Origin of the sequence: Kribbella catacumbae DSM 19601, from assembly GCF_000372465.1 — a bacterium.
Taxonomy (GTDB): Bacteria; Actinomycetota; Actinomycetes; order Propionibacteriales; family Kribbellaceae; genus Kribbella; species Kribbella catacumbae.
The window spans coordinates 20,161-41,694 of sequence record NZ_AQUZ01000073.1 but is presented as its reverse complement, the minus strand read 5'-3'; the positions used below and the strand labels follow the sequence as shown (position 1 = coordinate 41,694).

Genomic DNA, 21,534 nt, shown 5'->3' with positions numbered 1-21,534 from the left:
GCTACGGCCTGCGCTGGCAGATCGTTCCCAAGATCGACATCGACCCAGGAGACCGCGGCACCCCACCATCCTGCGCAGGCATCGGCGTTCCGTGGACTGAGTCGGCAGACGAATCCGCCGCCTGCACCGTCACCTACGCCAAATCCGGCAACTACACCCTCACCGCCACAGTCCGCTGGACCGTCCAATGGTGGCTGTTCGGCACCCGCCAACCCGACATCACCGGCCCCAACCAAACCGCCACCCTGCCCATCACCGTCGGCGAAATCCAAACCGTCGACAGATAAACCCGTACACAACACCAACACCCTTGTGGCTCAGCGGGCCGGCTTCTACGACGGTCGGGCGACCTGAATGCGTTCCCAGCGGCCGGCGGTGATCTGGAGGGCTCGGCCTGGTGGGGCTGCGCCGGTGAGGCCGTGGGGGAGCTGGATGCCGAAGATTTCTGCGTCGTCGTATTTTTCGGGGTTGAGGACGATGCCGGCGCGGGATTTTTTCATGGCGACTGAGGGGCCCCGGTAGGCGTTGTAGAGGTCTGCGGCGGTGCCGGCACCGATGATCAGGTTGCCGGTGTCGCGGAGGAGAGCGACTCTGGCCTCAAGGAGTTCGGCCAAGGGTGTGTCCTGGCCCAGGAGTTCGAGGTCGTCGATCACGATCGCGGAGGGAGTCGGCAGTTCGTTCAGGGCTGTTTCCAGTTGGTTGCTGTCGGCATCAGCTCCGAAGACGCCGGCGATGCCAGGGGTGCCGAGTAGGTCGCGCAGTGCGCTGCGGCGTGGCGCGATGGCCAGCACTTGCCAGTCGCGTTGGGTCAGCGAATGGACCATGGTGAGCAGGGTCGTCGTGCGACCTGAGCGGGGCGGGCCGACGATGAGGAGGCCGGGGCCGTGCTCGTACGCGTCGAACGCGCGGAGACCGAGGGAGTCGCCGCCTGCTCCGACCAGTACTTCGGTCGGCCGCAGCGGCTGCGGGCCGAGCTTGAGGGCGGCGTCGGCGGTGATCGAGGCGGGCAGCGGGTCCACGCGGAACGGGCGCAGGCTCAGTGGGATGTCGGCCAGTGGTGTCACCTGGGCCGCGATCTCGTGGAGGGCCGCGACCTGCGCTGTACCGTCGTCGTTCCCGGCAAGCAGCGCCACCTGTGTCTCCAGCAATCCCTGTGCCCTGAAACCGCGGCCGGGCGGGAAGTGCTCCGGTACTTCCTTGGTCTGCATCCCGATCGTCAGGAAGTCCGTCGGGTCGGTCATCCGCAGCAGCAGCCGATCTTCCAGCAGGGTGGAGATCCGGCCGACCAGCGCCGTCCGATCGGCCGTCATGATCACCTTGACACCGGCCGCGGCGCCCTCCTGCAGGATCTGCAGCCAGGCCTCGAGAAGCTTGCCGTTGTCAACGGATTCGAAGGCGGCGGTGAAGCCCTCCCAGCGATCCAGCAGGACGACCAGATACGGCAGCCGGTCGTCCGGTCCGCTCCGGCGGCGTTGCTCCGCGATGTCGGCGAAGCCGCTCGCCGCGAGTTGTTGCTGGCGATGGCCGATCGTCTTCTGGAGCCGGGTTGTCAGGCGGGTCAACCGGTCGACCTGGTCACGAGCGACCACAGCGCCCGTGTGCGGGAGACTCACGAGCGGCAACAGCGCATTGTTGCCGCAGTCGACGCCGTACAGATGAAGGTCGCGTGGCTCGATGAGTCGCCCGATGGCACCGGCCAGGGCGCGCAGGGTCGCCGAGCGCCCACTGCGTGGTGCTCCGATGATGGCGAGGTGACCAGCCGAGTCGAGTCTGTACTCCGCCGGGGCGCGACGTTGTTCGTGCGGGACATCGGCGAGACCGAACGGGATCGGCGGCAGGTCTGAGGAGTCGTCCGCCGACTTGGGCAACTCATCTAGCGTCACGTTGTCCGGCAGCGGCGGTAACCATGGGCTTGCGGGTGTTGCCACCCCGGCTAGCTTCGCCGCGCCTTGGAGCGCCCGGACCAGGGTGGCGAGATCCGTCGGTACGTCGACATCGTCGTCAACTGCGAGCTGGCCGAAGTCGACAGGCCAGCCGAGATCCTGCCAGCGCAGTGGACGAGCGTCGATGCTTGTGGCAACCAGTCCGGGTGGTCGGCCGCCGATGCGAGAGGTTTGGAAGGGAATCAGCGAGGAGTGCCCCAGCCGGGCGAATCCGCGACCTGGCGTCGACTTGGAGATATGGGCGGCGTCAGGCCCATCGATCACGTCTGAGCTGTCGTCCGCGTCGGTGACTCGCAGGGCGATGCGGAGGTTGGTGTTGGCCTTGATGTCGTTCGTGACCACACCCGCCGGCCGCTGGGTGGCAAGGATCAGATGGACCCCCAAGGACCGGCCGCGGCGGGCGATGTCGACGATCCCGGAGACGAAGTCCGGCAGTTCGGTGACCATGGCGGCGAACTCGTCGATCACGATCAGCAGCCGGGGCATCGGCTCGTCCCCGGGCGCCATCCGCTCCAGGTACTCCTCGATGTCCTTGGCGTCGGCACGGCTCAACTGATGTTCGCGGCGGTGCAGTTCGGCCGCCAGCGAGGCCAGCGCGCGGGTAGTGAGGTGCCCGTCCAGGTCGGTCACCATGCCGACGGTGTGCGGCAGATGGTTGCAGTCCTTGAAGGCGGCGCCGCCCTTGTAGTCGACCAGGACGAAGTTCATCTCGTCGGGCCGGTTGCCAATGGCCAGGGATGCGATGAAGGTCTGCAGGAGTTCCGACTTTCCGGCCCCGGTCGTGCCGGCGATCAGTCCGTGCGGACCGTCCTGGACGACATCGACGGCGAAGACCCCCTCGGCTCCCTCGCCGATCACCGCCTGGGTGGTTCTGCCGCCGCCCTTCCAGATCTGGACGATCTGGCCGGGCTCGGGCGAATCCATCCGCAGTACGGAGAGGAGGCGGCTCGCCGGAGGAAGCCCCAGCGCATCCTCGCCGCCGAAGACGTCTCTGATCGGCGACAGTGATCGGCCGAGCCGGTCGAGCCACTGGTCGCTGACCAGGTCCGGCCGGATCCCGTCCACGGTGGTGGTCCCGGTCTGCCGGAGCCGCCACCAGAAGCCGTGCGGTGCTACGACGGCGTTGGCTTCGTCAGGTAGCTGGCGTTCGTCATCGTCCAGGCAGATGAACCGGACGCCGACCGAGGGACCGTCACGCAGCAGTCCGACCACGCCCGGGATGAGGCGCAGTCGTCGAGCGCCGTCCATGATCACGACGATCTGCTCGGCGAACGTAGGAGGCTGGTAGTCGGTGTTCCGCAGTGCTTTCCTGCGGGCCTCGACCAGCTTGGTGAGTTCGGTAATCCGTCGTTGGGTCGTCTCGTTGTTGTTGCCGATCCAGCCCAGATAGCCGTCGTCGGCGTCGCCTCGAAGATGCGGAAGCCAGCGCGCCCACTGCCACTGCGCTGTCGCCTCGGACGGGCAGAGCACCATCAATCGGAGCGTCCGAGGGCTGTGCAACGCGGCAAGCTGGCCTGTCATCCAGGCGCCGAGCCGCTGGGCCTCCCCGCCGGGGCCCGCGATGCCGAGTACGCCCACTGACGCCAGCGGGACGGTCGCCGGTACGTCGGGTGCGGTCCAAGTCTGCTTGCGCAGGTGAGTGTCACGACTCGTGTCGTCCACCATCACCTCGCTGGGGAGATCCGCCGTACCGAGCCGCAGCGCGAGCCAATCCGGGTCGGTCGGCCGGCGCTCCCACAGCCGAGAGCGAGGGCCGGTTGCCAGCAGCAACAAGCTGGCAGCATCCGGTAGATCCCGCCGCCGTGCGGTACGTTCAGCGGCCAGCGCCCGTCGGGCGTCGCGCTCGACTCGCGCCTTGCGTGCGTGGTACGCGGCCAACTCCTCGCGGTACGACGACTTGCCCTCTCGCCGGCTCTGGAAGTACTGGCCCAAGTACATGAGCGGTGTGAGCAGGCCGAAGAGAAGCATGCTGGGCTGGCGCATGATCACTGCCAGCGCGATCGACCCGATCATCGGCAACGACATCATCAACAAGGGAAAGGTCTGCCGATGCGGCTTCTGCGGTTCGGTCGGTAGGGCGAACTCCGTCATTCGGGGCGGCGGCAACAAGCGCGGCGGCCGGTTGAAGTCGAGGGTGCCGCCGGTCGGGCTTGGCGACAGCGATGCGTCGGGGAGCTGCACTTCGGCCACCGTGAGTACGACCGGGCCGACCGTCAACTGAACGCCGGGAGCCCAGGCGGTCGCAGCCCAGCGGCTGGTGGACTCCATCGGCCGCCGATCCAGTTCCAGCAGCTTCGGCCGGGCGATGGGATCTACCGTGGCCGTCGCGCCTTCCTCTCCCGTGTCATCCGGGATCACAATCGGCCCGGCTGATGGGTCGATGGGCCTCTCGATACCCGTCGAGCCCTCGGATACGTCCGCCCGCAGGGTCACCGCGCCGGAGGTCGAGACAGTGAGATTGCCAATCAGGTCGGGAATGTCTTGACCAGTCAGGCGGATGCCGGCCTCCGGGGATGCGCCAAGCGAATAGTCGCCTATGCCGAGCCGGTGAACGGCTCCGGCCCCTGGGCCGCTGACCACGCGCAACTCGACCAAACCCTGTGGCTCAGCGGGCAGGCAGCCTCTGGAGTCGCCAATGCTGACGACCGCCCCTTCACGCAGGGGTGAAGCGGCCAGAGCAAGACCTGCGTCGACGATCCGCCCATCGACGTAGATCGCTGGATCTGTCCAGGAGCCATGAAGACTCGTGACGGACGCCGAACCGGAAGCGTTGCCGAGCCCGGCCAGCGCCCGCACGAGCTGCGTTGTCACCGCACCAACAGTCGCGTCCGGCTCAGCGTCGACAAGGATGTCAGCCTGCACCGCCCGGACGGGATCCACCGCTGTGAGCATGACTCGCATCCATCGACCCCGTTCGTTACACCGACCGTCTGACAGAGACTACGACCCAATCAGGCCGAGCACTGCGCAGGCGTGGTCTAGCTCGGTGTCGGTCAGGCCGGCTCGGGCGGTGAGGCGGAGGCGGCTGATTCCGTCTGGGACCGAGGGGGGTCTGAAGACGCCTACTCGTACGCCGGCGGCCAGGCATTGCTCGGCTGCCTGGACAGCCTCGCGGGGGCCGGGCATCGGGACTGAGACGACTGCGCCGGCGGATGGGGCGACGTTGCAGGCTTTTGCCAGTCGGGCTGCGGTGGTGTGGATGGTGTCCGGGCGACTGGGTTCGTCGGTCAGGATGCGGAGTGCTGCGAGTGCTGCTGCGCAGGCGGCTGGGTTGAGGCCGGTGTCGAAGATGAAGGCGCGGGCGCGGTTGACGAGGTGCTCGCGTAGTACCGGTGGGCCGAGGACGACGCCGCCCTGGCTGGCCATTGCCTTGGACAACGTCATGGTGACGAGCACGTGGTCGAGACCGGCCAGTCCGGCAGCGGCGACCGAGCCGCGACCGCCGCCGGTCACGCCGAGACCGTGTGCCTCGTCGACCAGCAGCACCGCGCCATTCTGCTGTGCGATCTCGGCCAAGGCGGTCAGCGGCGCGGCGTCGCCGAGCACGCTGTAGACGGACTCGACCAGCACGACCGCATGCGGTTCGTTGCGCTCGGCAAGTACTTTGCCGATCGCCTCGACATCGTTGTGCGGGACAACCTCCACCCGCGACCGAGCCAAGCGGCAGGCGTCCACGACCGACGCGTGGACATGCTCGTCCGAGACGAGCAATGTCCCCGGCCCGCCGAGGGCGGTGATGACGCCGAGGTTGGCCAGGTATCCGGAGGAGAAGACGAGCCCAGCCTCGTGACCGGTGTACGCCGCCAGCTCCGACTCCAACTCCGCATGCAACGCCGTGGTACCAGTGACGAGCCGCGAAGCAGTTGCGCCGGTCCCCCACGTCCGCACCGCAGCCACCGCTGCATCCATCACCCGCGGATCGCGAGCCAACCCGAGGTAGTCGTTGCCCGCAAGGTCGATCAGTACTTCGCCCGCCGCCCGCGCCCGAAGCCGGCGGGTCAGACCGCGCGACTCCAGCGCAGCAGCCTTCGGCGCCAGCCACTCTTCGAGCATCAGTTGCCCTCGGCAAGCGCTTCGGTGATCGCCGAGCAGATGGACGCGATCTCCTCGTCGGTGCACAGGTACGGCGGCATCGTGTAGACGAGGTCGCGGAACGGCCGCACCCACACACCACGGCGCAGTACGGCGTTCGTCACCCGCACCATGTCGACCGGCCCGCCGAGCTGGACCACCCCGACGGCTCCGAGCACCCGGACATCCTTCACGCCGGACAACGAAGCCGCGGGCGCCAACCCAGCCGACAGTCCGGCCGAGATCGAGGCGACCCGCCCGGCCCAGTCCTGCGAGAGGAGCAGGTCGATGCTCGCCAGGGCGACAGCACACGCGAGCGGGTTCGCCATGAAGGTCGGCCCGTGCATGAGCGCTCCGCCCGGCCCACCCGACACGGTGTGCGCGACGTCCGTAGTACAGAGGGTGGCTGCCAGCGACATATAGCCGCCGGTGAGCGCCTTGCCGATGCAGAGGATGTCAGGATCGATCCCGGCGTGCTCGGAGGCGAAGAGAGTGCCGGTACGGCCGAAGCCGGTGGCGATCTCGTCCAGGATGAGCAGGAAGCCGTGCTCGTCGGCCAGTTCCCGCAGCAGTTTCAGGCAGGCCGGGCTGTACGGATACATCCCGCCGGCGCCCTGCAGGATCGGCTCGACGATGATCGCCGCGACCTGATCCCTGTACTGCGCCGCGACCTGCCGCATCGTCGCCGCCCAGGCCAGGTACTCCGGGTCGTCGTCCGCGCGGTCGAAGCCAGCCGGCGGTTGCGGCCCGAAGACCTGTTCCTTCAGGGCTCCCGTGAACAGCGAGTGCATCCCGTTCACCGGATCGCAGACGCTCATCGGCGCGAACGTGTCGCCGTGGTACCCGCCCCGGATGGTCAGCATCCGGGTCCGGTCATGGTTGCCGCGGGCCCCTTGATACTGGAGCGCGAGCTTGATCGCGACCTCGACCGAGACCGACCCGGAGTCGCAGAAGAAGACGTGCCGCAGCGGGTCCGGAGAGATCTCCACCAGCCGCTCGGCCAACCGAATCGCGGGCTCATGCGTGAGCCCGCCGAACATCACATGGCTGAAGTCGTCGACCTGTGCCTTCAGCGCCGCATCGAGCACCGGGTGCCGATAGCCGTGGATCATGCACCACCACGACGACATCGCATCGATCGCCTCGACCGTGCCGCCGGCAGCGTCCTCCAACTGCAGCCGTACGCCGGACGCGCCACGAACCAGATGCATCGGCGCCGGCTCAGTCAATGACGAGTACGGATGCCACAGCAGCTGCGCGTCCGCCTCGAGCAGAGTCCGGCTCAGGAGCTCATCAGTCATGTCCGCGCGATCCCTTCTAAAATCCAGCCCTTCTCAATCCAGCCAACCGGTTCTACATTTGTTACCGGCTCGTAGCTATGTGTTCTGCCCGGCGTCCGGACCGTCCCAATCCGGCGCCGTTCCGACTCAGTGAGGAGAACAGCATGCGATCCAGTCTCCGAAATCATCCTGCCCGTGCGCTGATCGCCGGTTCCGCCGCCTGCCTGCTGGCCGTCTCGATCGGTACGCCGGTCCATGCCCAACAGACGGCTACGGCGACCGCACCCGTCCAACCCTTCCTCAGCAAGCAGCTGGACCGGCTCGCCGGCCTGCCACTGCTGCAACAGAAGGCCACAGTGCTCGTTCACGGTCGTGACCTCACTGCCGCGCGCAACGCTGTCAAGGCCAGCGGCCTGCGGCACCTCACGTCGTACGACCGGATCGGCGTGGTGGTTGCGCAAGGCACCCGCTCGCAGATCCTCGCGGCCCGGACCCAGTCTGGCGTCACTTATCTCGAAGGCAACCAGCCGATCAAGACCAGCCTGTCGACGTCGCACCAGGCGACCCGCGGTGCGGAGGCCGCGGCCACCCGGACCGGGGCCGACGGCAACTCGCTCGACGGCCGCGGCGTCAGCGTCGCGGTGATCGACACCGGGGTGGACCCGGCGCACCCATTCTTCCAGCGGGCCGACGGCAGTTCGGCCGTGGTGAAGAACCTCAAGATCGTCTGCGATCCGCTCCTCGAGACCCTGTGCCTGCCGGTGGACGCAGGCTCCGCCGATACCGATCTGCTGTCGCTCGGCGGCCACGGGACCCATGTCAACGGCATCGTCGCCGGACGCAAGGTCACCTTGTCGGACGGAACCAAGTTGCAGGGAGCCGCCCCGGGCGCATCGCTGGTGTCCGTCTCGGTCGGCGCCGCCCTGGCCATCGTCGGCGCGGACGCCGCGCTGAACTGGGTTCTGGAGAACCACGAAGCACCCTGCGGGGCCGGTGTCCCAGCGAGCACGTGCCCGCCGATCAAGGTCACCAACAACTCGTACGGCCCGAGTGGCGGCGGCGCGTTCGACCCCAACTCGGCGACCGTGAAGCTGCAACGCGCCCTCGCGGCCGAAGGCGTGGTCACAGTCTGGGCTGCCGGCAATGACGGGGGCGACGGCACCACCTCGCTGACGAACCCGCCCGGGCAGGACCCGACCGGCGGCGTACTGTCCGTCGCGTCGTACTACGACCTCGGCACCGGCACCCGCGCGGGCAAGGTCTCGTCGTACTCGTCGCGCGGGCTCAACGGCACTGTCTCCACCTACCCGGACCTGTCCGCGCCAGGTGAGGACATCACGTCGTCCTGCCGGATCTATCTGCCGATTTGCACCACCGGCCTGGATCCACGCGAGGGCGGCGATTACAACACGATCAGCGGTACGTCGATGGCCGCGCCGCATATCGCCGGGATCGTCGCGCAGTTGTTCCAGGCGAACCCGGCCGCCACTGCCGCCCAGGTCGAGGCGGCGCTGGTCTCCACGGCTCACCAGTACGCCGACGGCGCGACGTACCAGCCGGATCCACGCGGCGGCAGCACCTCGTTCGACAAGGGCCACGGCCTGGTCGACGTGGTCGCGGCCTCCGACGCCGTCCGCTGAGTGCCACAGGCTCGGCAGCGCTTCCGCAGTTCGAGGAAGCGCTGCCGGTCCGGTCAGGGCCTTTCCGACGAGAGGCCGCCATGCACGGAGCAGCGAGCGGACCAGCCCATCGGGTGGACCTGGACGATCATCCGGCGGCGGCACTGGTCGCAGTACCGGGGTGGTTCCATCGTCAGCGCCTGGCGGCAGTCGTCGTGATTGCCGTCGATGGCCTCGCGGCCACAGTGACCGCAGTACACGAGCGTCGTCACAGCGTCTTCTGGAGTTCTTTGACCGGCATCTTGAGGTCGGCCAGCAGGTCCAGGTCGGCGGTCGCCGGGCGGCCCAGCGTGGTCAGGTAGTTGCCGACGATGACCGCGTTGATGCCACCGAGCAACCCCTCACGGGTGCCGAGGTCGCCCAGCGTCAGCTCACGGCCACCGGCGTAGCGCAGTACGGTCCGGGGCATCGCCAGCCGGAACGCGGCGATGGTCCGCAGCGCGTCCTTGCCGGCCATGATCTCCATGTCACCGAACGGCGTGCCCGGCCGCGGGTTGAGGAAGTTCAGCGGTACCTCGTGCGGCTCCAGCTCGGCCAGCTGGGCGGCGAGTTCGGCGCGCTGCTCCAGCGACTCCCCCATCCCGACCAGACCGCCGCAGCACAGCTCCATCCCCGACTCGCGCACCATCAGGCAGGTCGCCCAGCGCTCCTCGAAGGAGTGCGTGGTGACCACGTCGCCGAAGTACGAGCGGGCGGACTCCAGGTTGTGGTTGTAGCGGTGCACGCCCATTGCCTTGAGCTCGTCCACCTGCTCCTGGGTGAGCATGCCGAGCGAGCAGGCGATGTTGATCTCGACCGCGGCGTTGATCGCCTCGATGCCGGCCTTCACCTGCGACATCAGCCGGGCGTCCGGGCCGCGGACGGCGGCGACGATGCAGAACTCGGTCGCACCGGTCGCCGCGGTCTCCTTGGCGGCCGCGACCAGCTCCGGGATGTTCAGCCAGACCGCGCGGACCGGAGAGGTGAACTGGCCGGACTGGGAGCAGAAGTGACAGTCCTCCGGGCAGCCGCCGGTCTTCAGCGAGATGATCCCCTCCACCTCGACCTCTTCACCACACCACTTGACCCGTACTTCGTGCGCCAGCGCGAGCAGGTCGTCCAGCATCTCGTCGGGCGAGCGCAGTACCTCGACCAGCTGCTCCTGGGAAAGGCCGATGCCCCGCTCCAGGACCTGCTCTCGCGCCACCTCGAGGATGTCGTTCATGGTTCTCCTGCCTGATCGGACGGTCGGCCCACAGTAAGCCAGCCTGCACGGCAGGCACTGCGAGGGGCGTCACGCCGGAGAAAAGTTTTCGGGAACCTCGTAACCCCTTGTGTGTGGCCTCGTTGATGTGTGCAGAGGCGGTGATCGCAAGATCACAACTTCTCGATTACGAGGAGCGACTGAAAGGTCGCACATTACGAACAGCACGCAGAGTGATTACGACCACTGCGAGCCGGTCAAAATGGCTCGAATCGGTAGTAGAGTGAGGACACGAGCTCGGGTCGCCAGCTATGGCTGGTGACCCGATCCCAAAGCGCCGGGCGCCTCACCCCGGCTTGAGTGGGTCCCTCGGGAAACGATTTGGGCGGAAACGTTCCCGAGGGACCTGCTCCCTTTTCTGGAGGTAATCAAGCCCTCAGGCAATCGCCTGAGGGCTTTTCACTGTCACTGGCCGGGGACTTTGTTGTCACTGTGTCACGGTTTTGTCACAGCCCGCTCCGGCCGGGTGATCTCGACAATGGGTAACCGCAGCGCTCCGGGCGCTTCCGCCGGCACCACCGGATTCACCGGTGTGACCGCCGCCACTTTCCGGTACTCCGATCCGATGGCGGGCCGGTCGTCGTCCTCGCCCTTGTTCGGCCAGAACGCCAGCGCCCGCTCGGCCTGGGCGGTGATGGTCAGCGACGGGTTGACGCCCAGGTTCGCCGAGATCGTCGAGCCGTCCATGATGTGCAGGCCGTCGTAGCCGTAGACCCGGTGGTACGGATCGACCACCCCGGTCGCGGCCGAGTCGCCGATCGCGCAGCCGCCGATGAAGTGCGCGGTCATCGGCACGTTGAACGGTTCGCCGATGGTGCCGCCCGGCGTCCCCTTCATGATCTTGGCCATCCGCCGGACCACCTCGTTGGCGACCGGGATCCAGGACGGGTTCGGGGCGCCGTGGCCCTGCTTCGAGGTCAGCCGCCAGCGGCCGAACCGGTCCCGCTTGCCGAAGGTGGTGATCGAGTTGTCCGCGGTCTGCATCACCAGCGCGATCACGGTCCGCTCCGACCAGTGCTTCAGGTCGTACAGCCGGCGCAGGTTCTTGCGCTGGACGCCCAGTTCGCGCACCCAGGTCCGCCAGCGCGGCTTGTCGCCGCCGCCATCGGTCAGCACGGTCTGCAGCAGCGACATCGCGTTGCTGCCCCGGCCGTACCGGACCGGCTCGATGTGGGTGATCTCGTCGGGGTGGAACGACGACGTGATCGCGACACCCTTGGTGTAGTCGACGGAACGGTCCTTGGCGATTGCCCCGAGCAACGATTCCGAGTTGGTCCGGGTCAGCACGCCGAGCCGGTCCGACAGTTGCGGCAGCTTGCCCTCGTCGCGCAGCCGGTGCAGGAGCTTCGCCGTACCGAGGGCGGAGGCCGCGAAAATCACTTGCTGGGCAGTGAATTTGCGGGTCAGCTTGCGGTTCGAGGTCCGCCGCGTCTCGATCGCGTAGCCGCCGCCCGGCAGCTCCTCGACCGACGTCACCGTGGTCATCGGGTACACCTCGGCACCGGCCTTCTCGGCCAGGTACAGGTAGTTCTTGGTGAGAGTGTTCTTCGCGTTGTGCCGGCAGCCGGTCATGCATTCGCCGCAGTCGATACACCCGGTACGCCGGGGGCCCGCGCCGCCGAAGAAGGGGTCGTCCACCTCGACACCGGGCTCGCCGAAGAACACGCCGACCGGCGTCGGGTGGAAGGTCTCCCCCACACCCATGTCGTCGGCGACCTGCTTCATCACCGCGTCGGCCGGAGTGAAGCCGGGATAGGTGGTGACGCCGAGCATCCGCTTCGCCTGGTCGTAGTACGGGGCGAGCTCGGCCTTCCAGTCGGTGATGTGGGCCCACTGCTTGTCGGTGTAGAACGCGGGCAGCGGTTCGTACAGGGTGTTCGCGTAGACCAGGCTGCCGCCGCCGACTCCGGCGCCGGACAGGATGATCACGTCCCGCAGGGCGCTGATCCGCTGGATGCCGTACCAGCCGAGCTTCGGCGCGAACAGGAACCGGCTCTTGTCCCACGAGTTCTTCGCGAACCCCTGGTCCTCGAACCGCGCGCCGGCCTCCAGGACCCCGACGTCATACCCCTTCTCCACCAGCCGCAGCGCACTGACACTGCCACCGAATCCCGATCCGATGATGATGACGTCGTGGTCAAAGATCATGCGCGTCCCAACTTCTTCAGCACTCGTAGGGCTCCGGTCATCAGCTCGGCGTACGCCTCGTCCTTGAGTCCGTGCGAGGCGGCGATCGGGAGTACCCGTTGCGTCGCGATCGCCTGCGGGTCGACGTACCGGCGGATGCCTTCGACGCCCTGGCGGCGGCCGAGGCCGGAGGAGCGCATGCCGCCCATCGGGGTGTCGATCGAGCCGAAGGTCGCGGCGTAGCCCTCGTTCACGTTGACCGTCCCGGCCACCAGCTGGGCCGCGATCGCGCGACCGCGCCGGCCGTCCTTGGTCCAGATGCTGGCGTTCAGCCCGAACTCGCCTTCGTTGGCGCGCTGGATCGCCTCGGACTCGTCGGAGAATCGGTAGACCGAGACCACCGGGCCGAACGTCTCGTTGTCGAAGCACTCCATCTCGGGCGTCACGCCGGACAACACGGTCGGCTCGTAGAAGAGCGGCCCGATGTCCAGCCGCGGCTTCCCACCAGCCAGTACGACGGCGCCGTGCTCGCGGGCGTTCTCGACGTGCCGGGTGACCGTCTCGAGCTGGGCCTTGGAGATCAGCGAGCCCATGTCGACGTCCCAGCCGGTCCCGGCCGACAGCTTGAGCCGCTTCACCCGGTCGAGGAAGGCGGTGATGAACGCGTCGTAGATCTGGTCCGCGACGTAGAGCCGCTCCATCGAGACACACAGCTGGCCGGCGCTGTTGAAGCACGCACGGACGGCGCCCTCGGCAGCGCGGTTCACGTCGGCGTCGCGGAGTACGAGCATCGGGTTCTTGCCGCCGAGCTCGAGACTGCAGCCGATCAGCCGCTCACCGGCCTGCTGGGCGACCAGCTTGCCGGTCTTGGTCGAACCGGTGAAGCAGACGTAGTCGGTGTTCTGGATGATCGCGCCGCCGACGGTCGGGCCGTCGCCGTTCACCGGCTGCCAGGCGTCGCGCGGCAGGCCCGCGTCGTACAGCAGTTCGATCGCGCGCAGTGCGGTCAGCGGCGTCTGGCTGTCGGGTTTGTGGACCACTGTGTTGCCGGCCATGATCGCGGGCAGGCCGTCGGCCATCGCCATGCTGAGCGGGTAGTTCCAGGGCGAGATGATGCCGACGACACCCTTCGGCACGAACCGCTGCTCGGCGCGGGTGAGGATCGGGAACATGCCCAGCTTGCGCTGCGGCGCGAGTAGCTCGGGGCCCTTGCGGGCGTAGTACCGGGCGGTCAGCGCGACGTGCGCGACCTCCTCGAAGGCCTGCTTGCGGGCCTTGCCGGACTCGACGATCACCAGATCGACGAGTTCGTGACGGTGGTCCAGGACCAGGTCGTGGTACCGCAGCAGGATGGCGGCCCGGTCGGCGATCGACGTGCCCTTCCAGCTCCGCTGGGTCCGGCGCGCGGACCGGACCGCGGCGATCACGTCGTCCGGTCCGGACAGCGGCAGCTCAGCAATCGGTTGCCCGGTCGCGGGCGCATAGGACGTGCGCGTGCCCGCCGAGGCGCGCAACAGACCGGCCAGCCGGCGGATGACCGACTGGTCAGTCGCGTACGACGCGGTCGGGTCGAGCTCAGGGTCGGCAGGAATCGAGGTCTGCTCGCTCATCCACCCAGGCTACCTGTCGGTAACAGCTTGTGTCAGTAGTTGATGTCGTGGACTCGAAGGTGCGCAGATCGGGGCGTCTTGGCGCTAGGGTGAACGACTGAACCTTTGAAGGGGTGGCTTGTAAAGATGGTGGACAGCGGGGGGTTATGGACGCCCCCTGAGGACGAGCTCGGCGAGGCACTGCAGACAGCCCAGGTGCTGATCGAGGAGGGCCGCGCCGACGAGGCCGGACCGTACCAGCAACGCGTCATCGAGCTGGCCAGGGAGCGCGCCGGGGACCGCCCGGATCACTACGAGGCCAAGCACCTGATGGCGGCGACGCAGTACGAGCTGGCCGGCTCCCTGAACGCCTCGGGCCGTCACGAGGAAGCGCTTGCCGCTTTGCACGAGGCCCAACTCGGCTACACCGAGCTGAGCGATGCCGAGGTCTTGGACTGCACGTCGTTCCTGGCCGACGTCCGCGCCCGCCGCGCGATGACCCAGGCGCATCGCGGGTACGGGGCGACCGCAGTACTGGAGATGGACGGCGCCGTGATCGCGTACGGCCAGTTGGTCGGCGGTGACGACGGCATCCTGCACCAGCCCGATTTCGCCCGGGTGCTCGCGATGAACGCGCTCATCCTCCGCCGGTACGGCGATCCCGCCCTGGCCGTCGCGTCGGCGGACGCGGCCACCCAGTTGTTCCTGCAACTGGCCGACCAGATCAACGCGAGCTCGCAGTCCTTGTCGTACGCGCGCTACCTCTGCTCGGCGACAGCCGTCTCGGCTGACATCCACGCCGCCAACGGCCGCCTGGATCTCGCGCTGGAGGCCGACGAGGTCGGGCTGAACACCGCTGACACGCTGGCCGACTCGGAGTCGGCGACGGATCTGCGCACGCTCGTCTCCGCGCTGACTCGCAAGGGCAAGCACCTCGGCATCGTCGGCCGGGTCCTGGAAGGCGAGAACTGCCTGCGGACGGCGTTCGCGACCGATCCGGCGACGGCCGCCATCGTCACCGAGGAGCTCGAACGCGGCATCCCGCCGTCATTGAGCACCGCACTGGAGACGGCCGAGATCAAGCTCGGACCCTACGAGCAGTACCACCGGCTGGTGGCGCTGAGCGAGCCCGCGCCGGGCATGACGCTGGCGACGGTGTCAGGCCGGACCGACCCCGAGTCGGCCGCAGTACGGGCCACCGAGCTGGCCGAACTGGTCCGCCCGATGCTCGAGCAGGACGCCGAGACCGCGCTGACGCTGGGCCTCGAGGCGCACTACCTCTTCGCGATCTCGTCCGAGCGCGAGTCGCAGCGGATGCGGTACGAGACGAGCACCTATGCGCCGGTCTGGGCGCAGGTGCTGCTCGACATCTCCGGCGCGTACCACGCGAGCGGGCAGATCGAGATGGCCCTCGACCTGGCCGGCTGGAGCGCCGAGGTGGCGACCGCGCTGATCCCGTTCACGATGACGGATCTGGAGATGAAGACCCTGGCCGGCGACTGCCTGCGTCACCACGGTGATCTGCTCGCCGCGAAGGGTGACTTCACCGCCTCCCAGCACGCCCACGAGGCGGCCGCCCAGCTGTAAGCATTGACCTGGTTATCCCCCTGAGCGCACGCTGACGCTGAAGGGGGAGAACATCATGGACGTTGTTGAACTACATCGCCGTGCCAGCGAGGAGTTCGTCCGGCAGGTGGCTTTGGTGCGGTCGGACCAGTGGGACGCTCCGACACCCTGCGCGGACTGGGACGTGCGAACGCTGGTCAACCATGTCGTCGGCGAGGAGCGCTGGACCGTACCGCTGCTGGCCGGCCGCACGATCGAAGACGTCGGCGACTCGCTCGACGGCGACCTGCTCGGCGACGATCCCGCTGATGCCGCGGCGCACGCGGCACGCGCCGCCCAGAACGCCATCACCGAACCCGTACTACGAGGCGCCACCGTGCAACTCTCGTACGGCGAGGAGTCGGCCGCGGAGTATGTGTCGCAACTGGCGGCGGACCATCTCGTCCACGGCTGGGATCTGGCGGTCGCGATCGGCGGGGATGCCCAGCTCGATCCCGAGGTAGTCGCCGGGGTCGCGGCCTGGTTCAAGGATCGGGAGGAGCTCTATCGCGGCGGCGGTGCGATCGGCCCGCGGCTCGAGGGTTTCTCCAGCGCTACCGACTCACTGCTCGGCACCTTCGGCCGCGACCCGTCCTGGACACCCGGGCACACCACGGTTGCCTTGCTGGGTAAGGCTTTCGGCGACGGGGATGTCGACGCGATCATGGCCCAGATGACCGCGGACTGCGTTTTCGAGTCCACCTCACCGGCTCCCGACGGCGGGCGCTTCGAGGGAGCGGACGCAGTACGGGAGCAGTGGCGGCAGCTGTTCACCGGCACCGAGGATCCGCTGTTCGAGACCGAGGAGTCGGTGGTGCTCGGTGATCGTGCCATCGTCCGGTGGAAGTTCTCGTGGGCGGAGGCGGACGGCGGGCACGGGCACGTGCGCGGGGTCGACGTACTACGGTTGCGCGACGGCAAGGTCGCGGAGAAGTTCTCCTACGTCAAAGGTTAGGAGTCCTGCGGGCTGGGGTGGAGGGCGCCGACGAAAAGGCCGGCTTCGAGTTCGGTCATGCCGGTTTCGCTGACCACCAGGGCGGTCGCCTGGTGCAGCTCGCCGGCGGCCTTCAGCGCGCGGGTGCGCTCGGCCAGGTTCGCTCCGGGCAGCCGGACGATCGGGGTGTCGGTGACCGGTGGAACGTAGCGGCCGAGCCGGATGTCCTCGACCAGGTCGCGTGCCTGCTTGGGCTCGATCCCGGTCCGCTCCATCACGTACTTGACAGCGAAGAGTGTCTTCTTGGTGGTCAGCAGGAACCGGATCTGGTCGACGTCCTCCGAGGTGAGCTGGGCCCGCGCTCCCGCGAGAGCGACATTGTCGGCTTCGGTACGGCGCTTGAACCATCCCATGCCGACCATCCTCTCACCCGACGACGACCTCGACCCGCTGGAACTCCTTGAGCTCCGTGTAGCCGGTGGTCGCCATCGCGCGCTTGAGCGCACCGACCAGGTTCATCGTCCCGTCCGGGACGAACGACGGGCCGAACAGGATCTGCTCCATCGTGCCGCTGACGCCGAACTCGACCCGCTCACCGCGGGGCAGATCCGCGTGCCAGGCCTCGGCACCCCAGTGGAAGCCGCCACCCGGTGCATCACTTGCCCGGGCCAGCGGCGAGCCGACCATCACGGCATCCGCACCGCACGCGATCGCCTTCGCGAGATCACCCGACCGGCCGACCGAACCGTCTGCGATGACGTGCACGTAGCGGCCACCGGACTCGTCCATGTAGTCCCGCCGGGCCGCGGCGACGTCCGCGACGGCTGACGCCATCGGCACCGCCACGCCCAGGACCTTCCTCGTCGTGTGCGCCGCGCCACCACCAAAGCCGACCAGTACTCCGGCCGCGCCCGTCCGCATCAGGTGCAGCGCGGCCTGGTGGGTCGCACATCCACCGACGATGACCGGTACGTCGAGGTCGTAGATGAACTGCTTGAGGTTGAGCGGCTCGGCCTGACCGGACACGTGCTCGGCCGACACCGTCGTACCGCGGATGACGAACAGGTCGACACCCGCGTCCACGACGTGCTTGGCGAACTGCTTGGTCCGCTGCGGTGACAGAGCGCCGGCCACGGTGACGCCGGAGTCCCGGATCTCCTGCACCCGCTGGGAGATCAGCTCGGGCTTGATCGGCGCCGAGTAGATCTCCTGCAGCCGAGTGGTGGCCTGCTCCTTGCTGATGGTGGTGATCTCCTCCAGCAGCGAGGTCGGGTCGTCGTACCGGGTCCAGAGCCCTTCGAGGTTCAGCACGCCGAGACCGCCGGCCTTGCCGATCTCGATCGCGGTGGCCGGCGACATCACCGAGTCCATCGGCGCGGCCAGGATCGGCAGCTCGAACCGGTACGCGTCGATCTGCCAGGCCACCGAGACCTCTTCGGGGTCGCGGGTCCGCCGCGACGGCACGATCGCGATGTCGTCGAACGCGTAGGCCTGCCGGCCGCGCTTGGCGCGGCCGATCTCGATCTCGGTCATAGGGTCAGACTACCTAGCCGAGCGCCCGCCATCGGTCAGTGGGCCAGCAGTTGGTCGACCCAGGTGCTCAGCCCCGGACAGCGCTCCATGACTACCGGCAGTCCTGCCTCCCGTATGACCTCGATGCCATCGGTGACCTTGTCGTAGTCGGGCCAGGACTTGAGTACGCGCTTGGAGGGAGCGGTTGCGGACGAGTCGTTCAGCAGTTCGACATCCCCCTCGACCGACTGCGCTTGAACCTGCAGCCGCTTTGCGACCGCTTGGTCCCCGAGAACGTGGCTGGTCTCCATCGCGGCTGCGATCACCCAGGTCTCGAATTCATGCAGTACGACGTGCGGCACGAACCGCGGATCAGCGACAGCGTCCGCCATCGCAGCGATCCGCAGCTCAGTACATCGGCGCGGCCGATGCGGACGGGCACAGCAGTCCGCGCCGGGCGCATTGCGCGGATAAGCGTAGAAGTCGACGAGGATCGAGACGCACCGAAGGTGCGAGGCTCGCAGCAACCTCCGAATGTCGTTGTCATAGTGCTTCCACACCATTCCGCCACCCTTGAAGGTGGTTCCGTCGGCGAGTCGCGAGGTCTTGACGATCACCGGCGTGACGTAGACGTTCATCGGCTGCAGGTACGGCGCGAGGATCTCGCTGACGAAGGCCGATTCGGTCTGTCCCTCCACCACGATCGCGATCTGGCGGGGTGTGCTCATCCACTGACCACGCGGGGGGAGTCGTCCGGACGCGGGCGGCCACCGAGCAGGTTCTTCTCCCACAATTCGCCCAGGGAGTAATCGTCAAGCCACTCCGCCAGGGCTTGCGGGTCAGGTCGCTGGATCTGTGTTCCCGAGCCAGTTCGCTCGACGATCGCAACCTCCTCGACACTGAACTGCTCCAGCAAGGTGACCGACTGGGTGGCGGCGACCACCCGCCGATCGCTCGCCGCGCGACGGAGGAGAGCTGCGAGTTGATGGATCGCGAAAGGGTGCAGGCCGAGTTCGGGTTCGTCGAGGACGATCGTGCCAGGAGCGTTGTCCTGCAGCAGCAGCACGGCGAGGCAGACGAAACGCAGAGTCCCGTCGCTGAGATTGTCAGCGGAGAAGACAGAGTCCAGGCCGCGTTCGCTCCATCTGAGCCGGATCGCGGTCCCCTCTGGCTCAAGCACGAAGTCGTCGAAGTACGGAGCCACCGTACGTACGACCCGGACAATCCGGCGGTAGCGAGGCGGGTCTTCGGCTCGCAATCGCAGCAGTACCGCGGCGATGTTGCGTGCGTCCGGCAGCAGCGTCACGTTGTCGGCCAGGTCCACCCGCCGTTTGACGGGCGCATCGGCACTGGTGTCATCGAAGTGGAACACCCGGCAGCCGGAGACCACGCTGAGCACGTACGACGCTTTGGGCGCAGTTTCGGCCTGTTCCCGCAGCCGGCTTTCCCGGGCTGTTCCCAGACTCGTTTCGTGCGGCCGGTCGTACTTCGATCGATCGTGGAACATCGTGGTCTCGCGCACCACGGCGGTGTCATCGGCACCCGGCTCGATCCGAACTTTGTATCCGTTCGACATCTCCTGGTGCCAGTGGCCCCAAACCTCGATCTCGATCGCTTCCGGCGACAGCGCGGGGTCCGCCGTCCGGTGGAGCAGGGTCGCGAACCCGCCAGTCCTCACCAGACTGTCATTCAACTGCTGGTCGATGATCCGGCCCAGCATCTCGAAGGCGTCGACCACGTTGCTCTTACCCGCACCGTTGGGCCCGACGAGGAGCGTAACCGAACTCGACAAGTCCAGCGCGGCATGACTCAGCGAGGTCAGACCACTCACCTCGATCCGCCGAAGCGGCACCTCGACGGCCACCCAGACCTCCAGCACTGGTACCTACCACTGGTGCGTACCAGTGGGAGGTACCACCTTGTCACACGGCAAGGTGGTTTGGACTCAACCCCTGTCCATGGCGGTCAGCGGCCCGAGTAGTTCGGGGCCTCGACCGTCATCTGGATGTCGTGCGGGTGCGACTCCTGCAGGCCGGCCGAGGTGATCCGGACGAAAACACCCTTGTCCTGGAGCTCCGGGACGGTCCGCGAACCGCAGTACCACATCGACTGGCGCAGGCCGCCGATCAGCTGGTGCGCGACGGCGGCCAGCGGGCCGCGGTACGGGACCTGGCCCTCGACGCCCTCGGCGATCAGCTTCTCGTCGCTGCCGACGTCGCTTTGGAAGTAGCGGTCCTTGGAGTACGACTTGCGCAGGCCGCCGGACTGCATCGCGCCGAGCGAGCCCATCCCGCGGTACGCCTTGAACTGCTTGCCGTTGATGAACACGAGGTCGCCGGGCGACTCCTCGCAACCGGCCAGCAGCGAGCCGAGCATGACCGTGTCCGCGCCGGCGACGAGCGCCTTGGCGATGTCACCGGAGTACTGCAGGCCGCCGTCGCCGATCACCGGTACGCCGGCCGGCTTGCAGGCCAGCGACGCCTCGTAGATCGCGGTGACCTGCGGGACGCCGACCCCCGACACGACCCGGGTCGTACAGATCGAGCCCGGGCCCACGCCGACCTTGACGCCGTCGGCGCCGGCATCGACCAGCGCCTGGGCGCCCGCGCGGGTGCCGACGTTGCCGCCGACGATGTCCACGCCGCGGGTGGCCGGGTCGGCCTTGAGCTTGCGGATGATGTCCAACTGGGCCTGCGAGTGACCGTGCGCGGTGTCGACCACGAGCACGTCGACGCCCGCCTCGATCAGCGTCATACCGCGCTTCCAGGCCTCACCGAAGAAGCCGATCGCGGCACCGACCACGAGCCGCCCGGAGGCGTCCTTGGTGGCCAGCGGGAACTGGTCGCGCTTGACGAAGTCCTTCAGCGTGATCAGACCGGTCAGCTTGCCGGCCTCGTCGACCAGCGGCAGCTTCTCGATCTTGTGCTGGCTGAGCAGCTTGATCGCGTCGTCGGCCGAGATGCCCTGCGGGCCGGTGACCAGCGGCTGGCGGGTCATCACCTCGTGGATCGGCCGGGCCGGGTCGCTCTCGAACCGCATGTCCCGGTTCGTCACGATGCCGACCAGGACGCCGGCGTTGTCGACCACCGGCACGCCGGAGATCCGGTACTGACCGCAGAGCGCGTCGGCCTCGCCGATGGACGCGTCCGGGCCGATGGTGATCGGCTGCGCGATCATCCCGGACTCGGAGCGCTTGACCAGATCGACCTGCTGGGCCTGGTCCTCGATCGAGTTGTTGCGGTGCAGCACGCCGAGACCGCCCTGGCGCGCCATCGCGATCGCCATCCGCGCCTCGGTGACGGTGTCCATCGCGCTGGACACCAGCGGGATGTTCACCTCGATGTTGCGGCTGACCTTTGACTTGGTGACGGCCTCGGACGGGATGACGTCGGACTCGTTCGGCTGTAGCAGCACGTCGTCGAACGTCAGGCCGAGGACGGCGAACTTGTCGGGAACTCCAGCGGGTGTGATGTCCATGAGTGAGGCAGGCACCTTTGCACGGCGAGAACGGGACCCCATCCTATGCCGCGGCCACCCAACAGCCCGAATCG

16 protein-coding genes are annotated in these 21,534 nt (G+C 67.8%); 4 read left to right on the top strand and 12 right to left on the bottom strand.

Annotated elements, in window-relative coordinates:
- Positions 1-287 (top strand): hypothetical protein (locus A3ES_RS0141060; RefSeq protein WP_026163674.1); only part of this gene is annotated, 287 nt, incomplete at its 5' end.
- 45 nt (positions 288-332) lie between these two features.
- On the opposite strand, the gene A3ES_RS0141055 is transcribed toward A3ES_RS0141060, so the two are convergent.
- The 3 genes from A3ES_RS0141055 to bioA are packed head-to-tail and all read right to left on the bottom strand — an operon-like array spanning position 333 to position 7,315.
- A complete protein-coding gene (locus tag A3ES_RS0141055; RefSeq protein WP_020392672.1) occupies positions 333-4,835 on the bottom strand; it encodes an FtsK/SpoIIIE domain-containing protein in 4,503 nt (1,500 codons plus the stop codon).
- Between the two features lie 48 nt (positions 4,836-4,883).
- Complete coding sequence (locus A3ES_RS0141050; protein WP_020392671.1) at positions 4,884-5,996, bottom strand: 8-amino-7-oxononanoate synthase; 1,113 nt, start codon at positions 5,994-5,996, stop codon at positions 4,884-4,886.
- Positions 5,996-7,315, bottom strand: coding sequence for an adenosylmethionine--8-amino-7-oxononanoate transaminase (gene bioA, locus A3ES_RS0141045; RefSeq protein ID WP_020392670.1), 1,320 nt, complete (start codon positions 7,313-7,315; stop codon positions 5,996-5,998). Before bioA ends, A3ES_RS0141050 begins: the two co-directional genes overlap by 1 nt.
- A gap of 143 nt (positions 7,316-7,458) precedes the next feature.
- On the opposite strand from bioA, the gene A3ES_RS0141040 reads away from it, so the two are divergent.
- A complete protein-coding gene (locus A3ES_RS0141040) occupies positions 7,459-8,934 on the top strand; it encodes a S8 family serine peptidase (protein WP_020392669.1) in 1,476 nt (491 codons plus the stop codon).
- A 53-nt stretch (positions 8,935-8,987) separates the two neighbouring features.
- Here the strand turns inward: A3ES_RS0141040 and bsaP are convergent, their stop codons facing one another.
- The 4 genes from bsaP to A3ES_RS0141020 all read right to left on the bottom strand — a co-directional run bounded on the left by bsaP (position 8,988) and on the right by A3ES_RS0141020 (position 13,953).
- Positions 8,988-9,185: a biotin synthase auxiliary protein BsaP gene (gene bsaP, locus A3ES_RS0141035; RefSeq protein ID WP_020392668.1), complete on the bottom strand. Its 198-nt coding sequence runs from the start codon at positions 9,183-9,185 to the stop codon at positions 8,988-8,990.
- Positions 9,182-10,177, bottom strand: coding sequence for a biotin synthase BioB (gene bioB, locus A3ES_RS0141030; RefSeq protein ID WP_020392667.1), 996 nt, complete (start codon positions 10,175-10,177; stop codon positions 9,182-9,184). Before bioB ends, bsaP begins: the two co-directional genes overlap by 4 nt.
- Before the next feature lie 474 nt (positions 10,178-10,651).
- The gene (locus tag A3ES_RS0141025) at positions 10,652-12,364 is read right to left on the bottom strand and encodes a GMC oxidoreductase (RefSeq protein WP_020392666.1); all 1,713 of its coding nucleotides are present in this window, start codon (positions 12,362-12,364) and stop codon (positions 10,652-10,654) included.
- Positions 12,361-13,953: a succinic semialdehyde dehydrogenase gene (locus tag A3ES_RS0141020; protein WP_020392665.1), complete on the bottom strand. Its 1,593-nt coding sequence runs from the start codon at positions 13,951-13,953 to the stop codon at positions 12,361-12,363. Before A3ES_RS0141020 ends, A3ES_RS0141025 begins: the two co-directional genes overlap by 4 nt.
- Before the next feature lie 126 nt (positions 13,954-14,079).
- Here A3ES_RS0141020 and A3ES_RS0141015 point away from each other — a divergent pair, with 126 nt between their 5' ends.
- Together A3ES_RS0141015 and A3ES_RS0141010 are read left to right on the top strand one after the other, a co-directional pair.
- Entirely contained in the window at positions 14,080-15,519 is a 1,440-nt protein-coding gene (locus A3ES_RS0141015) for a tetratricopeptide repeat protein (RefSeq protein WP_063746051.1), read from the top strand.
- 55 nt (positions 15,520-15,574) lie between these two features.
- On the top strand, positions 15,575-16,492 hold the full coding sequence (locus A3ES_RS0141010) for a TIGR03086 family metal-binding protein (RefSeq protein WP_020392663.1): 918 nt from the start codon (positions 15,575-15,577) through the stop codon (positions 16,490-16,492).
- Here the strand turns inward: A3ES_RS0141010 and A3ES_RS0141005 are convergent.
- The 5 genes from A3ES_RS0141005 to guaB form a co-directional block, all read right to left on the bottom strand.
- Positions 16,489-16,884, bottom strand: a complete 396-nt coding sequence (locus A3ES_RS0141005; protein WP_020392662.1) for a hypothetical protein — start codon at positions 16,882-16,884, stop codon at positions 16,489-16,491. The genes A3ES_RS0141010 and A3ES_RS0141005 overlap by 4 nt on opposite strands.
- A gap of 13 nt (positions 16,885-16,897) precedes the next feature.
- On the bottom strand, positions 16,898-18,004 hold the full coding sequence (locus A3ES_RS0141000) for a GuaB3 family IMP dehydrogenase-related protein (RefSeq protein ID WP_020392661.1): 1,107 nt from the start codon (positions 18,002-18,004) through the stop codon (positions 16,898-16,900).
- A 35-nt stretch (positions 18,005-18,039) separates the two neighbouring features.
- Complete coding sequence (locus tag A3ES_RS0140995; protein WP_020392660.1) at positions 18,040-18,711, bottom strand: DUF4276 family protein; 672 nt, start codon at positions 18,709-18,711, stop codon at positions 18,040-18,042.
- Complete coding sequence (locus A3ES_RS0140990) at positions 18,708-19,847, bottom strand: AAA family ATPase (protein WP_040456842.1); 1,140 nt, start codon at positions 19,845-19,847, stop codon at positions 18,708-18,710. The genes A3ES_RS0140995 and A3ES_RS0140990 overlap by 4 nt, the downstream gene beginning before the upstream one ends.
- A gap of 101 nt (positions 19,848-19,948) precedes the next feature.
- Positions 19,949-21,460, bottom strand: coding sequence for an IMP dehydrogenase (gene guaB, locus A3ES_RS0140985; RefSeq protein ID WP_020392658.1), 1,512 nt, complete (start codon positions 21,458-21,460; stop codon positions 19,949-19,951).
- Positions 21,461-21,534 lie beyond the last annotated feature (74 nt).